This is a genomic window from Exiguobacterium sp. s11, assembly GCF_018619015.1.
Taxonomy (GTDB): domain Bacteria; phylum Bacillota; class Bacilli; order Exiguobacteriales; family Exiguobacteriaceae; genus Exiguobacterium_A; species Exiguobacterium_A indicum.
This window is the reverse complement of the sequence record NZ_JACSNF010000001.1, coordinates 474,344-493,851: the sequence shown is the minus strand read 5'-3', so window position 1 is coordinate 493,851 and position 19,508 is coordinate 474,344. Positions and strand designations below refer to the sequence as shown.

Here is a 19,508-nt window from a genome sequence, read left to right as displayed (position 1 = left end):
GGTCATGTTGTGTCAAAGAAGAAGACGGAAAAAGTAAGCGTCTTTGCTCTTGGTGGCGCCGGTGAGATCGGGAAGAACATGTACGTCGTCGAACTCGACGAGGACATCTTCGTCATCGATGCCGGATTAATGTTCCCAGGAGACGAGATGCTTGGAATCGATAAAGTCATTCCAGACATCAGTTATTTAAAAGAAAACAAAGAGCGGATTCAAGGGATTTTCATTACCCATGGTCACGAGGATCATATCGGAGCACTCAGTTACGTCTTGCGTGACTTAAAAGTACCGGTTTACGGAACGCGTTTGACGCTCGGTTTGATTGAACACAAATTAAAAGAAGCCGGTTTATTGAAAAAGGCAGATCTTCGTCCAATTGATGCCAAGACGAAATTAACCGTTGCAGGTCATTTTATTACGTTCTTCCGGGTCAACCACTCGATTCCGGATGCAGTCGGGGTATGTATTCAAACATCTCAAGGTGCGATCGTCCATACAGGGGATTTCAAGTTCGATTACACACCAGTTGATGGAAAACAGGCGGATTTCGGGAAGATTGCAGCAATTGGTCAACGAGGAGTGCTTTGCTTACTGTCTGACTCAACGAATGCAGAGCGACCAGGGATGTCTGGATCAGAATCGATCGTCGGTTCTGAACTGAACGACGTCATCTATGAGGCACCAGGTCGTGTCATCGTCGCTTCATTTGCTTCGAACATTCATCGTCTACAACAAGTGTTTGCGGCAGCAGAAGCGAACAATCGAAAAGTAGCGGTCGTTGGTCGTAGCATGGTCAATAACGTCGAAGTGGCACAGCGTTTGAATTACTTACGCTTCAAACAGAAAACATTGATTGATCTATCTGACATCAACCGCCTCGACGACAACCAAGTCGTCATCTTGACGACAGGATCGCAAGGTGAGCCGATGGCAGCCTTGACACGAATGGCGCGTAACGCACATAAGCAAGTCAATATTCGCTTGAACGATACGGTCGTCGTTGCGGCTTCGCCGATTCCGGGTAACGAAAAGTCGGTTTCGAAAACGATCGATCTTTTGTTCCGTGCTGGTGCGAATGTCATTTACAACCAACGGAAAGTACACGTGTCCGGTCACGGTCATGCGGAAGATCTGAAGTTGATGCTCAACTTGATCAAACCGAAATTCTTCCTACCGATTCACGGAGAATTCCGGATGCAAAAGGCACACAGTCGTCTCGCACAGACGGTTGGCGTCAATGCGAACAACATCTTCATCATCGAGAATGGGGATGTCGTTGAGTTCGAGAAGCGCAAAGCACGGATGTCACGCAAAGTGAACGCTGGAAACGTCTTGATCGACGGAATCGGTGTGGGTGATGTCGGAAACATCGTCCTTCGTGATCGTCGCTTGTTATCGCAAGACGGTGTCGTCCTTTGTGTCATTACGATCAGCCGGAAAAACAAAACGATCGTATCGGGACCAGAAATCATCTCTCGCGGATTCGTCTACATGCGTGAATCAGAGGATATGATCAACGAAGCAAACCGAATCGTTGCGAAACAACTACAAGGTAAATTAAACGGAGAATTGGATTGGACGGAGATGAAGTCGTTGATTCGAGATAAACTGAGTGCTTATCTCTATGAACAGACGAAACGCCGCCCGATGATTCTTCCAATCATCATGGAGATTTAACAAACGAGCGGCTCAGATTGACCAATACCTGGTCCACTGAGCCGTTTTTTTATCAGGAGGGATGACGTATGGCGACGACGAAACGAAAACCTGTACGAAAAAAAACGCCGCCACGGAAACGACCGGCAGCGAAGAAACAACGTCAGCCGATTGCGTATCGTACGTATGCGACCATCATCGCAATCGTCTCATTATTAGCTTTCGTTCTCGCTTTCGGGGAGTTCGGGAAAGTCGGACTGACGCTAGCCGATGGAGGAGAGCGGTTAATTGGTCAGTTCGGTTCCTTATTATATGGTGGAATCGGTGCTGTGCTACTTTTACTCCTCTCGAATGCGTCGCGTGCTCAAAAATGGGCATGGTCGATGTTACTGATGGGTTCAGTCGTCTGGATTGATCTATTGCTCGGAGCACCACGTGGTATTCTCAATGGATGGCTCTATCAAAACGCAGCTTATTATATTTCGAGCGTGGGTGCCTTCTTGATTGGTCTGTTCTTCATCGGAACGGCCGTTCATATACTAAACCCATCGTTTTATGGAGAGCTGTGGCTTGGGCTCCGAGAACGTGCAGAAGAGTTTCGCAATCGTGAACGGACACCACGTCCTCGTGTCGAAAAAGAGTTGAAAGCGAAACCGGTTCGTGAGAAAAAAATGAAGACATTGCGACCAGCAACTGTCGAGGAACCGATCGAAACGGAACAAGAAGCAGAAGATCCTTCCGTCAACATTCAAGACGTTCCGATCATCGGTTTCACGGATCATGTTGAACCGCAAGCAGCGGAGACACAAGGACCGTTGACGATGACAGAGACACCTGACGGTTATCAATTGCCGTCGCTTGATTTGTTAGCAGAACCAACATCAAAAGACTTGTCCGGTGAGAACAAACGACTGAAGGACAATGCGACGAAATTGATTGCGACCTTAAAGTCGTTCGGGATCGGAGCAAAAGTTTTAAAGATTCATCTCGGACCTAGTGTCACGAAGTACGAGATTGAACCAAAACAAGGAATCAAGCTGAGTCGAATCACGGGACTCGCCGATGACTTAGCGCTAGCGTTAGCCGCAAAAGATATCCGGATCGAAGCACCGATTCCGGGTAAAGCGGCTGTTGGAATCGAGGTGCCGAACCGTGAAGTCGCCATGGTATCACTTCGAGAAGTACTAGGAGCGGAGAGCGTCCAATCGGACAGCGATCGTTTGCTCGTCGCACTCGGACGAAGCATTTCTGGTGAGACGGTGACAGCGAAGTTGAATAAGATGCCACACGTCTTAGTTGCCGGTTCGACGGGTTCCGGTAAATCGGTCTGTATCAATGGGATGATTGTCTCGATATTGATGCGGGCACGACCGGATGAAGTCCGCTTGATGATGATTGACCCGAAAATGGTCGAATTGAACGTCTACAACGGCATTCCGCACCTCTTAGCGCCCGTCGTCACCGATCCTAAAAAAGCGGCACAGGCATTAAAACAGGTCGTCTCGGAAATGGAACGCCGTTATGAGATCTTCAGTCAAAACGGAGCGCGCAACATCGAAGGGTACAATGCACTCATTGATAAGATGAACGCAGAGGAGAAAGTGCATCAACGATTACCGTACATCGTTGTCATCGTCGATGAGTTAGCTGACTTGATGATGGTTGCGTCAAACGAAGTCGAAGATGCGATCATGCGACTTGCACAAATGGCGCGAGCAGCAGGAATTCATATGGTCATTGCGACGCAGCGTCCGAGTGTTGACATCATCACCGGTGTCATCAAGGCGAATATCCCGTCGCGAATCGCATTCAGTGTATCGAGTGCGACTGACTCGCGGACGATTCTTGATACGGGAGGCGCTGATAAATTGCTCGGACGAGGAGATATGTTGTTACTTGGTAACGGCATGAACAAACCGGTCCGCGTACAAGGAGCCTTTTTATCGGACGAAGAAGTCGAAAAGGTCGTCAATCATGTCATCAGTCAGCAAAAGGCACAGTATGTTGAAGCGATGATTCCAAAAGATGTACCAGAGGGCGAAACAGAGGTCGACGATCCACTATACGATGAGGTCGTTCAGTTCATTCTGACACAAGAGACGGCATCAACGTCGATGATTCAACGAAAGTACCGCATCGGTTACAACCGAGCTGCCCGTCTTATTGATGCGTTAGAAGAAAACGGTCTGATTGGTCCATCTGAAGGATCTAAACCACGCCGCGTCATGGGACGTTAATCGAGTAGAAAGGAAGTCGTGGATTATTCCAAGGCTTCCTTTTCTTTTCTAGAAAAATGTATAGAGAAGACTCGGTATCTCGAAAAAAGAAAAGGCACATGAAAAAAAGACATGATGATTTTGTAAAAATAGAAATGACTGGAAAAATTGATGAAGGCATCAAAAATAAAATCGCTTTCATGAAAATAGTTGTCAGACGTCTGTTGATTTTCAGTAGTGTTTTTGGCATACTCAGTCATATGAGTGACCGACCTTCAACACGAGGGCTGGGAGCGGCTTTTTCACAAATAGATAATGAAAGCGCTCTCATAATTGCAGAGGAGATGGATGAAATGAAGAAGAAACAGGTAATCGTATCGATGATGTCAGTAGCGACGGTTGGTCTTGCTGCTTGTGGTGGTTCAGGTGAGAAAGCCGATCAAAAAGATCAATTCTCTGTTGCGATGGTAGCCGATAAGGGTGGGATCGATGATAAATCGTTCAACCAATCCGCTTGGGAAGGTCTGCAAGCGTACGGTAAAGACAACAAACTTCAAAAGAATGAAGGGTTCTCTTATCTACAATCTAAATCGCAACAAGATTATCAACCGAATCTATCGCGTCTTGCTCGTGGGGGAGAAGATTTAGTTTTCGGAATCGGGAACACGTTCAATGAGGATATCAAAACAGTTGCTGATCAATTCAAAGACACACAATTCGCAATCATCGATAACGTCGTGGAAGGAAAGAACGTCACGTCGATCACATTCAAGGAAAATGAAGGAGCATATCTTGCAGGGATCGTTGCTGCAATGGAGACGAAAAAAGATCATATCGGTTTCGTTGGTGGGATGAAGATGGACGTCATCGAGCGTTTCCGTGCCGGTTTCGAAGCAGGTGCTAAGTCCGTCAATCCGAAGATTAAAATCGATGTCCAATACGCAGAAGACTTCGCAGCTCCAGAAAAAGGTCAAGCGATCGCAGCTGGAATGTATGGTAAAGGCGCAGATATCATCTTCCCAGCAGCAGGTGGTACAGGAAACGGTGTCTTCACAGAGGCGAAGAACCGTAAGAAAAACGGTGAAAACGTCTCAGTCATCGGTGTCGACCGAGACCAAAAAGAAGAGGGTATGCCGGAAGATGTTACATTAACTTCTGTCATCAAACGTGTCGACCGTGCAGTCGAAGATACAGCAAACGCAGCGAAGGACGGTAAACTCGAGGGCGGCAAAACGATTCGTTATGGTCTGAAAGAAGATGGCGTTGATATCGTACCATCTGAAAAGATTTCGAAGAAGACGTTGACTGCGCTTGAGAAAGCAAAAACAGATGTCGTTTCTGGAAAAATCGAAGTACCTGAGCAATAAGCGTTGAAAAAAGAAGGGGCATTCTTAGGTAGAATGCCCTATTTTCTTCCATTATTGATTGCGTTATGAAAAGGGTTACAAAAGCGCCAGAAGTCAGACTTCTAACCTGTTACAAAATGATTGCAGGATTGTGTTGGGCGTCATATACTTATCTTGGCTGGAGTTCTCATACGTCAGAAGTCTGAGCACTGGTTACAACTAGATAGAGGATGGAGATGCGTCATGTCGATTAAATTAGATCATCGTTTGCTTTATTTACGTGTGATTGAAAAGATCAAGTCTGACATCGATGACGGCGTTTACAAGGAAGGCGAGAAGCTCCCTTCAGAGTTTGAACTTTCAAAGCAACTTGGCGTCAGTCGAGCTACTCTTCGAGAGGCTTTACGAATTCTTGAAGATGAGAACATCGTCATCCGTAAACACGGTGTCGGTACGTTTATCAATGCAAGACCACCGTTTACTTCTGGAATCGAAGAATTGTACAGCGTAACAGAAATGATTGCGCGAGCAGGTATGGTTCCGACATCAGAAGTGTTATCATCCGAGATGGTCCAACCGACTGAGCGCGACCGAGAGCGTTTTCAACTTGGTCCGGATGAATTGGTTTATCGAATCGAACGAATCCGACTCGCAGGGGATGTTCCTGTCGTCTATTGTATCGATAAGATTCCAAGCCATTATATTAAAAATGAAGAGCAGTTCACCTCTTCGACATCATTATTTGATGCTTTAGAAAAAGAACTTGGACGACGTGTCACGCATGCTGTGACACACATCGAGCCACGTATTGATCCGAAAATCGCTGAACAATTACATACGGACCAACCTCTGCTCGCTTTGCGTCAAACGCATTATGATGAGCTCGACCGTTCCGTTCTTTTTTCAGCGAACTATTTCCGAGCAGATAAGTTTGATTTCCACGTCATCCGTAAACGTGTGTGAGCCATTGTTTTAGGATGAATACTGAAAGCGCTTTCCGTCATAACCTACGTAACGCTCCTCATCGCCAGCCTCGGGTGCTAGACGTAGTCTTGAACTTTGTATGACCATATTCGAAAGGGGATTTTCCAGATGAAAAAGAAGTCACTTCTCGCATTAGCAGCAACAGGTTTAGCAATGAGTTCGGTCCTTGCAGCATGTGGTGGCAACGACGATTCAAAAGATTCAGGTAGCGGTAGCAAATCAGAAGGCTTTAAAGTAGGTATGGTTACAGATACAGGCGGCGTGGATGATAAATCATTCAACCAATCTGCTTGGGAAGGTATCCAGAAGTTCGGAAAAGACAACGACTTAAAAGAAGGTACTGGCTACAAATATCTTCAATCTGCAAAACAATCGGATTACCAACCAAACCTTCAGCAATTAGCTCGTGCTAAATACGACTTGATCCTCGGTATCGGATTCTTGATGGCTGAAGATATCGGTAAAGTAGCGGATCAGTTCAAAAAGAACAACTTCGCACTCGTCGATATGGTCGTTGACAAGCCAAACGTCGCGTCAATCGTCTTCAAAGAAAATGAAGGATCATTCCTTGTTGGTGTCGTTGCTGGTTTGACGACGAAATCAGATAAAGTCGGATTCGTCGGCGGCGTTAACTCTGACTTGATCAAGAAGTTCGAAAGTGGATTCAAAGCAGGTGTTAAAGCAGTCAACCCAGACGCTGACATCGAAGTTCAATATGCAGAAGACTTCAACGCTGCTGAAAAAGGACAAGCGATCGCTTCAGGTATGTACGGTAAAAAAGTCGACGTCATCTATCATGCAGCTGGTGGTACAGGACAAGGGGTATTCACTGAAGCGAAAAACCGTAAGAAAAACGGTGAAGATGTTTGGGTTATCGGTGTAGACCGTGACCAAGTCGAAGAAGGTATGCCAGAGAACGTCACATTGACGTCAATGGTCAAACGCGTTGATACAGCAGTTGAACAAGTCGCGAAAGATACGAAAGACGGCAACTTCCCAGCAGGTAAAGTCGTTGAGTTCGGTTTGAAAGACGGCGGTGTTGATATCGCACCTTCAAAAGACAACGTTTCGAAAGAAGCGCTCGACAAAGTCGAAGAGTACAAAAAACAAATCATCGATGGCGACATCAAAGTCCCAGCGACAGACGACGAGTACAAAGAATACGAAGCGTCACTGAAATAATAATGAAAGCGGGGGTCGCTAGCATTGCGGCTCCCCCTTTTAAACTAAACATGGGAGTGGATTTTCTTGGAATACGTCATTGAGATGCTAAACATCAGAAAAGAGTTTGGCAGTTTCGTCGCAAATGATAACATCACGCTCCAGCTTCGGAAAGGTGAGATTCACGCTTTACTTGGTGAAAACGGTGCCGGAAAATCGACGCTGATGAACGTCTTATTTGGTTTGTATCAGCCTGAGGCTGGAGAAATTCGTGTACGTGGTGAAAAAGTCAATATAACGAGTCCGAACGTCGCGAACGATCTTGGAATCGGTATGGTGCACCAACACTTCATGCTCGTTCAAAATTTCACTGTTACTGAAAACATCATTTTAGGTGCAGAGCCACGTGCCGGAATTAAGATCGACCGTGCAACTGCACGTGAGAAGGTACGCCAGATTTCTGAACAGTATGGTCTTGCTGTTGATCCTGATGCAAAAATCGAGGATATCTCAGTCGGAATGCAACAGCGTGTTGAAATTTTAAAGACGTTGTACCGTGGTGCAGACATCTTGATCTTCGATGAACCATCTGCTGTCTTGACACCACAAGAGATCAAGGAATTGATTCAGATCATGAATCGTTTGATCGCAGAAGGAAAGTCGATCATCCTCATCACGCATAAACTGAAAGAAATCATGGAAGTAGCTGATCGCTGTACGACGATTCGCCGTGGTAAGTATATCGGAACGGTCGATATCGATGAGACGATGACACAGTCGCGTCTTGCTGAAATGATGGTAGGTCGTGAAGTCAACTTTAATGCGGAGTATTCCAAGGCAACTCCACAAGAACTCGTTCTCGACATCAAGGATCTAGTCGTCAAGGACAGTCGCGGCATCAAAGCCGTCGATGGATTAAATCTCGACATTCGTGCTGGAGAGATCGTCGGAATTGCCGGAATCGACGGGAACGGGCAAACGGAATTGATTGAAGCCATCACTGGTCTCCGTAAAGCGGATAGTGGAGAAATCTTCCTCAACAATAAATCGATCAAAAACTTGAAGCCACGTAAAGTGACGGAATCAGGTGTCGGTCACATTCCGCAAGACCGTCATAAACATGGACTTGTCCTCGATTATTCAATCGGACATAACATGGTCTTACAAACGTATTACAAACAACCGTATTCAAAAGCAGGCATCATGAACTATAAACAAGTCATGGAAAAAGCAAAAACGCTCATCGAGAAGTTCGACGTCCGAACTCCAAGTCCAGAGACGTTTGCTCGTGCCTTGTCAGGTGGTAACCAGCAAAAAGCGATCATTGCGCGTGAAGTGGATCGTTCACCAGACCTATTGATTGCAGCACAGCCGACACGTGGTCTGGATGTCGGAGCAATCGAGTTCATTCATGAACAGTTGGTTCTTGAACGCGAAAAAGGTCGCGCAGTCTTGTTGATTTCATTCGAACTCGAAGAAATTCTTCAAGTATCAGATCGGATTGCCGTTCTTTATGAAGGAAAAACAGTTGCCTTCTTGGATCCAAAAGAAACGAATGAGATCGAGCTTGGCTTCTTGATGGCCGGCGGTAAGAAAGAGGAGGTAGGTCATTCATGAAGTTAGAGCGTTTTTACGGCATCCTCATTCCGATTCTTTCCATCATCCTTGGAATGGTCGTCGGGGCGATCGTCATGGTCATCGGCGGGTATGATCCGATTGCCGGTTTTGATCAGTTATTCTATGGTATTTTTGGCGAACCATACAGCATCGGTGAAACATTGCGAGCAGCAGCTCCGTTGATCTTTGCCGGTCTTGCTGTCGCATTTGCTTTCCGAACTGGACTCTTTAACATCGGGGTTGAAGGTCAGGTTCTCGTCGGGTGGATGGTCGCAGTTTGGATCGGGATTGAGTTTGATCTACCGATGGCGATTCATTTACCGCTTGCTCTAATTGGAGCAGGTTTAGCAGGTGCACTTTGGGCATCGATTCCTGGTATCTTAAAAGCGAAGTTCCACGTGCATGAAGTCATCACGTCAATCATGATGAACTATATCGCGTTGTATGTGACGAATGATATTTTACGTCACGTCATCGGTATTACGAACGAGCGGACGGAGTCAGTCAAGGAATCAGCATCCCTTGCGTCACCGTTCTTACAAGAGATCACGGATTTTTCACGTTTGCATAACGGAATTTTCATTGCAGTCATTGCTGCCCTCGTCTTCTGGTTCATTTTGTGGAAAACAACGCTTGGTTATGAACTCCGAGCAGTTGGATTCAACAAGAATGCTGCAGAGTATGCAGGTATGGGCGTTAACCGGAACATCATCCTATCGTTCGTCATCTCTGGTGTCTTTGCAGGTCTCGCTGGAGCGATGGAAGGTCTTGGGACGTTCCAAAACATGACATTGAATGCATCCTTCACTGGGGTAGGGTTCGACGGAATCGCGGTTGCCTTGTTAGGTGCGAATAACCCGATCGGTGTCGTTCTCGCGGCGTTACTGTTTGCAGGACTCAACATCGGTGGTCTGTCGATGCAACAGATTGGTATTCCACCGGAACTGATCAAAATCATCATCGCATTCATCATCATCTTCGTGGCTTCGGGTTACGCGATTCGTCTCGTCATCGAGAAGTTCACGGTTAAGAAAGAATCTAAAAAAGCGAAAGGAGCCGGTCAATAATGGGCTTTCTTGAAGTACTTTATATCATCGTGCCAATCGCACTCGCCTATTCGGCTCCGTTAATCATTGCAGCACTTGGCGGCATTTTCAGTGAGCGTTCTGGTGTCGTCAACATCGCGTTAGAAGGATTAATGGTCATGGGTGCCTTCACAGGTGTCGTCACGGCATTGACTTTATCGAAAATGGGCTTAGGTGCTGCGAGTCCTTGGCTTGCGATGCTCATCGCGATCGTCGTTGGGGCAGTTTTCTCACTGTTCCTTGCGATTCCAGCAATCCTCTTCCGAGCAGACCAAACGGTTCTTGGAGTAGCGATCAACTTGCTTGCGGTCGGTCTTGCAATCTTCCTTGTTCGGGCACTTTACAGTAAAGGACAGACAGATTCGATTCCAAACCGGATTTCGAAAGAGAATGTACCATTCTTGTCTGATATTCCAGTCTTGAAGATGTTCTTTGCAAACGTCTACTACACATCGTATATCGCAATCGTTCTCGCGTTCGTCGCCTGGTACATCATCTTCAAGACACCATTCGGTCTTCGCTTACGTTCTGTCGGAGAACACCCGATGGCAGCGGACACGATGGGAATCAACGTCACGAAGATGCGTTTCATCGGTGTTATGATCTCTGGTGGTTTCGGTGGTCTTGCTGGTGCTGTCTACGCGACGTCGATTTCATTGAACTTCAGTGTGACGACGATTCTCGGTCAAGGCTTCCTCGCGATTGCAGCGATGATCTTCGGAAAATGGAACCCGCTCGGTGCCATGGGGGCAGCCCTTTTCTTCGGGTTCGCTCAAGCGATTTCGATCATCGGTCAGCAATTGCCGTTACTCGATCAAATTCCACAAGTGTATCTGTTGATTGCGCCGTATTTATTGACGATCTTAGCACTTGCTGGTGTCGTTGGTCGTGCGGATGCACCAAAAGCTGTCGGTGTACCGTATATCAAAGGAAAACGCTAAATTTTTACTAATCATAGACCGGATGTTGCCAATTGGCGACATCCGGTTTTTTTAGATAATCGATAGATTGAATGAGAAAAAGTCCAACAAAAAAAGATGCTTCGCGAGGAAACATCTTTTTTTATTCACTTATTCGAATTTTAACGCATCGCCATCGAACGATTCATCTGCTACTTTGATTGAATCCGTCGGGCAACCTTCGAATGCATCAATCATATCGTCGAATAATGCTTCTGGAATTTCGGCAGTACCATTGTTATCATCAAGAATGACATACGCCAAACCCTCATCATCATAATCATAGATATCTGGTGCCGCTGCTCCACAAGCACCACAAGCGATGCAAGTATCTTTGTCGACAATCGTAAATTTAGCCATTGAACGGTCTCCTCTCTATACGAAAACATTATTGAAACACGCTGTTCTCATCTATATGTCATTGTATCGGACTCATCGTTGCATTTCAATGACGAAGCGTAAGTGACAACAGAAAATGTATATATCATCACATGCCCGCAAATAGTATGTCTAAAACGTAACGAAAAGAAAAAGGATGGGAAATCATCTTCAAATTGATAAACAATTTACATTAGAAGGGAGCGTGACATATGGAAGTTTCTTTACTCGAGCGTATTTTTCTGGAATCGATTCAGCGCCTTCGAAATGAACGATCAGACCGGAGTCTTTATCATGTTTTTCAAGGAAAGAAATCAGCGACTTCTCTGCAAGATGCCCATTTTTATGATTTGGAATCGGTGTTCGGTACTGTATTAGTCAGTAAACAACGATTCGAAACAATCTTGGCTGAACTCGCGCAGAAGAATTGGATTGAGCGGCAAGAGACCTTGCGACTGACGCACGAAGGCGCACGACTAATAAATCAAACGGATCGTGCGATCATTGATCAACTAGGTGGAGAACTTCGTGGTTATGCTGAGATGATGTGGAAACGACTCAGCCTTTTGGTTCAAACCATGATTTGCTTGGAAGCAAAACAGCCGTTCATTCCTGTGCAACAGGAAACCATCGTCCGTGAATGGGTAAAAAGTGTTCTTCCGATCATCTCAAATCGAGCAGAATGGTTACATCATATGCAGCAAGAGTTGATATTTCTCCTTGAGCGCTTATCAGAACGAGATGCGACATTAATTAGTTACCGCTTGTCTGGCGTGCAAGCAGGATGGTCTTATCCACAATTAGCTCAAATGATGAAAACAGATGTGGAGACTGTCCAATACGAATTTACGATCGCTTGGCGAAAGTGCATCGATGACTTGGAAAAAACACCACTTTTAAAGCAAATAGGCGCTGATCTACACACGACAAAAATGACGCAGTCTGCGAAAAAAACATGGGAGTTATTGCAACAGGGGTTAACCGTTGAAGCGGTTGCGATCCGAAGACGATTAAAAAATAGTACGATGGAAGATCATCTCGTTGAGATTGCGATGTATGCTCCTTCGTTTCCGCTGGATCATTTTGTCACGCCATCTCAGCAAGAAGAGGTACGACAGATTGCACAGCGACTCGGAACCTACGCGCTAAAGCGAATCAAGAGTGAGATGCAATCCGATATATCTTATTTTCAAATTCGATTGGTGTTAGCACGTAGTAAATGGGAGGGAATGTAATGGAAGCGTTATTGCATCGTCATTTTGGTTACGAAGCATTTCGACCAGGGCAACGCCAAATCATCGATGCCATCCTAAACGGAACAGATACACTAGCAATTTTGCCGACAGGTGGAGGAAAGTCTGTCTGTTATCAATTTCCTTCTTATGTAAAAAATGAAGGGCTGACGTTGATTTTGTCTCCGTTACTCTCGTTGATTGAAGACCAGGTCATGCAAATCAAGCGCCGAGGAGAGCGATCTGTCGCTAAATTAACATCTGTCGAGACGCGAGAAGAGAAAGAACAGATTTTATCTGTACTCGAACATCTACGATATCTTTACTTATCACCGGAGCAACTCGCGCTGCCGCAGATTCGGGCTCGGCTAAAACAGGTAAAGATTGCGCTCTTCGTCGTAGATGAGGCGCATTGTATCTCCCAATGGGGTCACGAATTTCGACCGGAGTATGCAAGACTTGGTCACATTCGACAAGAACTCGGCCTTCCACCATGTCTCGCCTTAACGGCAACAGCAACTCGTGCTGTCGAGCAAGATATTCGAACACAACTGCGTATGCATGAGCCACAAATCATCCGTCGTTCTGTCAACCGACCAGAAATCCAATATGTTGTCGATCGCGTTGATCGAGAAGAAAAAGATGCGGCAGTTGCTCGGTGGATGGAACGCATCGTTCGCCCATGCGTCATCTATACGACGACCCGTAAAGAAGCGGAACGAATTGCTGGAATCATTGACGGTGCGACCTATTATCATGCTGGGTTGACGATAGAAGATCGCCAACTTGTTCAACAACAGTTTCTTCATGATGAGATGGACTGTCTCGTGTGTACGAGTGCGTTCGGAATGGGTGTCGATAAAGGTAACGTCCGAACGGTCATTCACTATACGATGCCTGCGACGATTGAAGCCTATATGCAGGAAGTCGGACGTGCTGGTCGTGATGGTAAAGAGGCAACGGCGATTTTACTCTACGCTGCTCAAGATGAACAATTACAGACGTACTTGATCGACACGCAATATGCACCCGTCTTATGGATTGATCAATTGCAACAAGGGATGAATCAAGGCGAATCCTATGCCAAGATGGAAAATCGTCTTCGTCTTAATCCGGAAGATCCGGCATATCGATTACTCAAATCGCAACTTGAGAACGGGTGGTCGAAGGAACGCATCATCCAGTGGCAAACGGAACGTAAACAATTAAAAAGACAAGAGGTCAACCTGATGATGGACTACATTCATCGGAACGAATGTCGCCGTACGATGTTGTTGCATCATTTTGATGAGCAGGCAATCGTACAACCACGGTGTTGTGATGTGTGCGGAACGATTGAATGGGAAAATCCGGTGAAGAGAAAGACCCATCAACCGGTAGATTGGAAAATGCGTTTAGAACAAGTCTTTTTTTCATCACTAGATTCGGTGTAAACTAGACAATATCGTTATATTTTTCAAGAAAAGGTGATGAACATTGAGTAAACAAGATCAACGACGGTTGCATCAGAACGAAGAGGATCAGTCATTGCCACCGCGTTCTTCGCGTATCGAACACGTTCGTAACGAGCGATTGAAACAACCGTTTCGAAAAAATCCGCTAGCAATCACGCTGACGGTACTTATGATCACGATCATCATCGCCTTCGTCTCCATCGGTTTCATGATGTAAGGGCACATTGTGAACGGAGATTTTTTTCCTTTCAGCGTATACTAGAAAGGAAGGGGAAGGAGGCACGATGCATGGATCGTGGGAAATATAATATCAAAGCAGTCGCTGCGTTAGTGGGACTCAACCCGACGACCATTCGTGCTTGGGAGCGGAGATATCAGGTGCTCGATCCGGATCGAAGTGAATCCGGACATCGCATTTATAGTGATAACGACGTCGCGAAATTACGCTGGATCGTCGATAAACAAAAAGAGGGATTGTCTGTCTCTAAAGCAATCCAGTTGTATGAGATGCCTGTTAATCGGGCTGAGGTACCGCACGATTATGGAGTCGAACTGCGAGATCAGTTGTTCCAGGCATTGACGAACTTTGAAGAACGACATGCGCACGACATCATGAATAAAGCATTCTCGATGTTTAGCTTCGATAAAGTCATTCAGGACATCGTCGGTCCGCTCTTACATGAGATTGGAGTGAAGTGGGAGTCGGGAGAGATTACGATTGCGCATGAGCATTTTGCGACGGCATTTCTGAGAGCTCGCCTCTCGACACTGTCGTTACAGATGCCGATCAATCCATTTTTACCGCGAATCGTCTGTGTCTGCGCGCCGGAAGAAGAACACGAACTTGGGCTACTTTTCTTCACGCTTTACTTACGTCAATCTGGATTTGATGTCATTTTCCTCGGTTCCGGTATACCGGTTCAGGACTTAGTGACTGTCACGCATCAGTTGCAACCGAAAGCCGTTATTCTTTCCTGCACGTTATCCGATCATTTACCGTTACTTGATGAAGCGTTAGCACGTCTAATGTCTGATTTTCCGGATCTTGAGATTGGTCTTGGTGGTTATGCGGTCGATCAGCTCCCGGAACGATATGGTCCACATTTACTTGGTGCAGACGATCAATCTTGGAAAAGTTGGTTAAGTCGACTCACTCCGACAACTGGTGTATAGTATGATTCATAGCGAACGGAGACATCTGTGTTTCCGGTTTTGACTGGAGGAGTCTATATGAGGTTTGAACAAATGAAACAAGGACACCTTCGTGTCTTCATCACAAAGCAGGAGTTATCGCTTCACGACGTTCGACCAGAAACGTTGGCTGTCGGGAAGGGACAAGCTTTATTGCGCAACTTATTAGAAGAAGCCGAATCGAATTTTGGTTTTCAAGCAGCTGGAACACTCGAATTTTTCGTTACATTCTTCCCGAATGACGGGATGCTCGTTGATGTACGTCGTGAAGGCGATTTGCCAGAAGAGATGAACGAGGAGTTCGATCAAGTCGAAATCCGCATGACAGTCGATATCGTCCATCACGTCTTATATGCTCTACACTCGCTAGAAGACGTCATTCAAGCGAGTCATGGATTATTGCGACATATGCCTCGTACAGAGACAGGTGGTAGCCTCTACTTCTTCGAGGGAAGCTATTATCTCTATTTCCAAGAACGAATGAATGAGGCGCTCGAGCAGACGGTGACGACGATTTTATCTGAATACGGTGAACCGAGCCCGAAAAGTCCACTTGTCATGGCGGAGTATGGGAAAACGATTCAGGCGGAACATGCCGTCGCAACGATAGCTGAACAGTTTAATATGTAAAACATCAGGTGCGACATTCCCTCATAGGGGGATGCCGTACCTTTTTGTCTTCTGCTGGAAGTGGCACCATTTTGTATTTTTTCATCGTCAGAAGGATGGTATGATAATCATTGAACGTAAGAAGAAGGAGTGAAGTAGGATGAAAGTGGCAGTATTATACGGTGGGACTTCAGGAGAACGGGAGGTTTCATTAAACAGTGGAAAGTCGATCATGGAAGCATTAAACAGTAAAGGGCATGAGGTCACGGCTGTTGATTTCCACCCTGATCAAGCGCATGAACTCTTCCAGCTGGATGTAGATGTGGCTGTCATCGCTCTTCACGGGAAAATTGGTGAAGATGGACGCGTACAAGCATTGCTTGAACTGGCAGACATTCCATATACAGGTTCAGGTGTGTTAGCGTCAGCGCTAGCGATGGATAAGGCACGTTCGAAAGTTCACTTTGATAAAGCAGGCATTACGATCGCCCGTGATGTGCTGTTAGAGCGTGGAGATGATATCGAAGCGAAAATCGTAGAGTGGAATGGTCAATTTCCTTGTGTCGTCAAACCAGCACAAGAAGGCTCATCAAACGGATTGACGATTGCTCAAGACGAGAAGATGTTACGTGAAGGAATCGCGAAGGCGTTCGAAGCGGACGATGCAGTGCTTGTCGAACAGTTCATTAAAGGACGTGAAGTGACAGTCCCGGTCGTCGGTCATAAAGGGGCAGAAAAAGCATTACCTGTCATCGAGATCATTCCGAAGAACGCCTTTTATGACTATGAATCCAAATATGCCATCGGTGGTTCGGAGCATATTTGTCCTGCTGAGCTGGATGAAGCAACGACAGAAAAACTTCAAGAATGGGCTGTTAAAGCACACCAAGTACTCGGCTGTGCAGGATACTCACGATCTGATTTCCTTGTGCCGGAATCCGGAAATCCAGTCATCTTGGAGACGAATACACTTCCTGGTATGACTTCAACCAGTTTATTCCCGGACGGTGCACGAGCAGTAGGAATCGAATATCCGGAATTGGTCGAATATTTCATGGAACTAGCGATCGAACGACATCGTCAAACAAAACAACCAAATCAATGATATCCTAAGAAAAGAAGTGAGAAAGCGCTTACAAATATAGGCGTAACCCCTTTCATTACGTTCGAGAAAAGAGTATACTTTATCCGAACAAGGAAACGGCATAGGGGATGCCACTTATGGGGAGGAACGTTGGAATGATCACTGACCAACAACATGCGAATCATCGCAAGAACGTACTGGAAGCGACACAAGAAATCGTCAAGGAGGCACTAGGGAAACTTGGTTATCCAGACGAGATGTACGAATTACTTAAAGAACCACTCCGGATGTTGACAGTCCGGATTCCGGTACGGATGGATGATGGTTCGACAAAAATCTTCACAGGATATCGTGCGCAACATAACGATGCCGTTGGACCAACGAAAGGTGGAATCCGTTTCCACCCGAACGTGACGGAAGTCGAAGTCAAAGCATTATCCGTCTGGATGAGTCTGAAGGCAGGTATCGTTGACTTACCATATGGCGGCGGGAAAGGCGGAATCATCTGTGATCCACGTGAGATGAGCTTCCGTGAAATCGAACGTCTCAGCCGTGGGTATGTCCGTGCTATCAGTCAAATCGTTGGACCGACGAAGGATATTCCAGCACCTGACGTCTTCACGAACTCGCAAATCATGGCATGGATGATGGACGAATACAGTCGAATCGATGAATTCAACTCACCTGGTTTCATTACAGGGAAACCGCTCGTCCTTGGTGGCTCTCACGGTCGTGAGACAGCGACGGCAAAAGGTGTCGCGATCATGATTCGGGAAGCGGCTGCTAAAAAGGGGATCTCGCTTGAAGGCGCACGTGTCGTCGTTCAAGGATTCGGAAATGCCGGAAGTTTCTTATCGAAATTCATGTATGATTTAGGTGCAAAAGTCATCGCAATCAGCGATGCGTACGGAGCACTCCATGATCCAAACGGTCTCGATATTCCATATCTACTCGACCGTCGTGACTCGTTCGGTACCGTGACGACATTGTTCAAAAATACGATCTCGAATAAAGAGTTGCTTGAACTTGAATGTGATATTCTTGTCCCGGCAGCAATCGAGAATCAAATCACAGAAGACAATGCGCACGATATCAAAGCAGCGATCGTCGTTGAAGCGGCTAACGGTCCGACGACGAACGAAGCGACGAAAATTCTCGCTGAACGTGACATTTTGATCGTTCCGGATGTTCTTGCTTCGAGTGGTGGCGTAACGGTTTCTTACTTCGAATGGGTCCAAAACAACCAAGGATATTACTGGACGGAAGAAGAAGTACATGAGAAACTTGAAAAAGTACTCGTGAACTCGTTCAACCAAGTCTATCAGACAGCGCAGACGCGAAATGTCGACATGCGACTTGCCGCTTATATGGTGGGTGTCCGGAAGATGGCGGAAGCATCTCGTTTCCGTGGCTGGGTCTAATATTAAGATGAACGTCCGCTTCTTCTTTACGAAGAGCGGGCGTTTTGCATTGCAATTTCTTTCGCCAATTGTAGAGATTTGCTAAGATATAAAAAAAGCAACCGGAAGAGGAGATATTCGAATGTTAGATTGTATCGTAATCGGTGCAGGACCGTGTGGGTTATCGGCAGCGATCGAAATGCAAGATCGGGGACTAGACGTCGAAGTGCTCGAAAAGGGAAATATCGTCGAAGCGATCTATCGTTATCCGACGCATCAAACGTTCTTTTCAAGTAGTGAAAAGTTAGAAATTGGTGGTGTACCGTTCATCAATAAAGAATTAAAACCGCGACGTCTCGACGCGCTCGTCTATTATCGAGAAGTCGTCAAACGAAAACAATTGACGATTCGTCCGTTTGAGACGGTCGAGCGGATTGAACGTCAAGCGGATCATTTTATCATCCACTCGGTGCGTTCCGGGGAAAAAAGAAGCCGAGAAGCTCGCTCCGTCGTGCTTGCGACAGGTTATTATGGTTTACCGAACCGAATGGATGTTCCTGGAGAGGAATTACCTCATGTCTCGCACTACTTTACGGAAGGACATCCGTATTTTGATCAAGATGTCGTTGTTATCGGTGGGAAAAATTCGAGCGTCGATGCAGCGATTGAACTTGAAAAAGCAGGAGCACGTGTGACTGTCCTTTACCGTGGACCGGAGTATAGTCCATCCATCAAACCATGGGTGTTGCCGAACTTCGAATCTCTCGTCCGTTCGGAAAAGGTCAAGATGATTTTTGGAGCGTCAATCGAAGAAATTACGGAGCAAGAGGTCGTTTATCAAATAGATGGAGATAAACAGACCGTCCGTGCTGATTTTGTGTTTGCGATGACGGGTTACACACCGGATGTCGGATTGTTCGCTGACACAGGCATTACGATTGATCGTAAAACAGGTATTCCAAGTCATGACGAAGAGACGATGGAGTCGAATGTCCCGGGCATCTATATCGCAGGTGTCGTGGCAGCAGGATTTGACGCCAATAAAATATTCATTGAAAATGGACGTTTTCACGGTGCAAGCATTGCCAATCATCTCGTTGAACGGTTACGTGGTGTATCGATACAAGCCTAAACAAAAC

17 protein-coding genes are annotated in these 19,508 nt (G+C 46.1%); 16 read left to right on the top strand and 1 reads right to left on the bottom strand.

Going from position 1 to position 19,508, the window contains the following annotated elements; all coding sequences use genetic code 11:
- The first annotated feature begins 9 nt into the window (after window positions 1-9).
- The 8 genes from KNQ12_RS02885 (at window position 10) to KNQ12_RS02850 (ending at window position 11,003) form a co-directional block, all read left to right on the top strand.
- Window positions 10-1,674: a ribonuclease J gene (locus KNQ12_RS02885; RefSeq protein ID WP_023468670.1), complete on the top strand. Its 1,665-nt coding sequence runs from the start codon at window positions 10-12 to the stop codon at window positions 1,672-1,674.
- A gap of 68 nt (window positions 1,675-1,742) precedes the next feature.
- Complete coding sequence (locus KNQ12_RS02880) at window positions 1,743-3,890, top strand: DNA translocase FtsK (RefSeq protein ID WP_214746269.1); 2,148 nt, start codon at window positions 1,743-1,745, stop codon at window positions 3,888-3,890.
- Window positions 3,891-4,222: 332 nt separating this feature from the next.
- A complete protein-coding gene (locus tag KNQ12_RS02875) occupies window positions 4,223-5,236 on the top strand; it encodes a BMP family lipoprotein (protein WP_050677452.1) in 1,014 nt (337 codons plus the stop codon).
- Between the two features lie 222 nt (window positions 5,237-5,458).
- Window positions 5,459-6,178: a GntR family transcriptional regulator gene (locus KNQ12_RS02870; RefSeq protein ID WP_023468666.1), complete on the top strand. Its 720-nt coding sequence runs from the start codon at window positions 5,459-5,461 to the stop codon at window positions 6,176-6,178.
- Window positions 6,179-6,307: 129 nt separating this feature from the next.
- On the top strand, window positions 6,308-7,381 hold the full coding sequence (locus KNQ12_RS02865; RefSeq protein ID WP_023468665.1) for a BMP family lipoprotein: 1,074 nt from the start codon (window positions 6,308-6,310) through the stop codon (window positions 7,379-7,381).
- Window positions 7,382-7,447: 66 nt separating this feature from the next.
- Window positions 7,448-8,977 (top strand): ABC transporter ATP-binding protein, encoded by a 1,530-nt coding sequence (locus KNQ12_RS02860; RefSeq protein ID WP_023468664.1) that lies wholly within the window; start codon window positions 7,448-7,450, stop codon window positions 8,975-8,977.
- Window positions 8,974-10,044, top strand: a complete 1,071-nt coding sequence (locus KNQ12_RS02855; protein ID WP_023468663.1) for an ABC transporter permease — start codon at window positions 8,974-8,976, stop codon at window positions 10,042-10,044. Before KNQ12_RS02860 ends, KNQ12_RS02855 begins: the two co-directional genes overlap by 4 nt.
- Window positions 10,044-11,003: an ABC transporter permease gene (locus tag KNQ12_RS02850; protein ID WP_023468662.1), complete on the top strand. Its 960-nt coding sequence runs from the start codon at window positions 10,044-10,046 to the stop codon at window positions 11,001-11,003. Before KNQ12_RS02855 ends, KNQ12_RS02850 begins: the two co-directional genes overlap by 1 nt.
- 129 nt (window positions 11,004-11,132) lie before the next feature.
- Here KNQ12_RS02850 and KNQ12_RS02845 read toward each other — a convergent pair whose 3' ends face one another.
- Window positions 11,133-11,381: a ferredoxin gene (locus KNQ12_RS02845; protein ID WP_023468661.1), complete on the bottom strand. Its 249-nt coding sequence runs from the start codon at window positions 11,379-11,381 to the stop codon at window positions 11,133-11,135.
- Between the two features lie 230 nt (window positions 11,382-11,611).
- On the opposite strand from KNQ12_RS02845, the gene KNQ12_RS02840 reads away from it, so the two are divergent.
- The 8 genes from KNQ12_RS02840 to KNQ12_RS02805 all read left to right on the top strand — a co-directional run bounded on the left by KNQ12_RS02840 (window position 11,612) and on the right by KNQ12_RS02805 (window position 19,501).
- Entirely contained in the window at window positions 11,612-12,634 is a 1,023-nt protein-coding gene (locus KNQ12_RS02840; protein ID WP_214746266.1) for a YpbB family protein, read from the top strand.
- Window positions 12,634-14,064 (top strand): RecQ family ATP-dependent DNA helicase, encoded by a 1,431-nt coding sequence (locus KNQ12_RS02835; protein WP_251055701.1) that lies wholly within the window; start codon window positions 12,634-12,636, stop codon window positions 14,062-14,064. Before KNQ12_RS02840 ends, KNQ12_RS02835 begins: the two co-directional genes overlap by 1 nt.
- A 43-nt stretch (window positions 14,065-14,107) precedes the next feature.
- Entirely contained in the window at window positions 14,108-14,302 is a 195-nt protein-coding gene (locus KNQ12_RS02830; RefSeq protein WP_023468658.1) for a hypothetical protein, read from the top strand.
- Window positions 14,303-14,373: 71 nt separating this feature from the next.
- Complete coding sequence (locus KNQ12_RS02825; protein ID WP_023468657.1) at window positions 14,374-15,258, top strand: MerR family transcriptional regulator; 885 nt, start codon at window positions 14,374-14,376, stop codon at window positions 15,256-15,258.
- A gap of 57 nt (window positions 15,259-15,315) precedes the next feature.
- Window positions 15,316-15,906, top strand: a complete 591-nt coding sequence (locus tag KNQ12_RS02820; protein ID WP_075642529.1) for an adaptor protein MecA — start codon at window positions 15,316-15,318, stop codon at window positions 15,904-15,906.
- A gap of 139 nt (window positions 15,907-16,045) precedes the next feature.
- Window positions 16,046-16,990 carry a D-alanine--D-alanine ligase gene (locus tag KNQ12_RS02815; RefSeq protein WP_214746260.1) on the top strand — a complete coding sequence of 315 codons (945 nt, stop codon included), beginning with the start codon at window positions 16,046-16,048 and terminating at the stop codon, window positions 16,988-16,990.
- 134 nt (window positions 16,991-17,124) lie between these two features.
- A complete protein-coding gene (locus KNQ12_RS02810) occupies window positions 17,125-18,390 on the top strand; it encodes a Glu/Leu/Phe/Val family dehydrogenase (RefSeq protein ID WP_023468654.1) in 1,266 nt (421 codons plus the stop codon).
- 121 nt (window positions 18,391-18,511) lie between these two features.
- Window positions 18,512-19,501 (top strand): YpdA family putative bacillithiol disulfide reductase, encoded by a 990-nt coding sequence (locus KNQ12_RS02805; protein ID WP_214746256.1) that lies wholly within the window; start codon window positions 18,512-18,514, stop codon window positions 19,499-19,501.
- The last annotated feature ends 7 nt before the right edge of the window (window positions 19,502-19,508 follow it).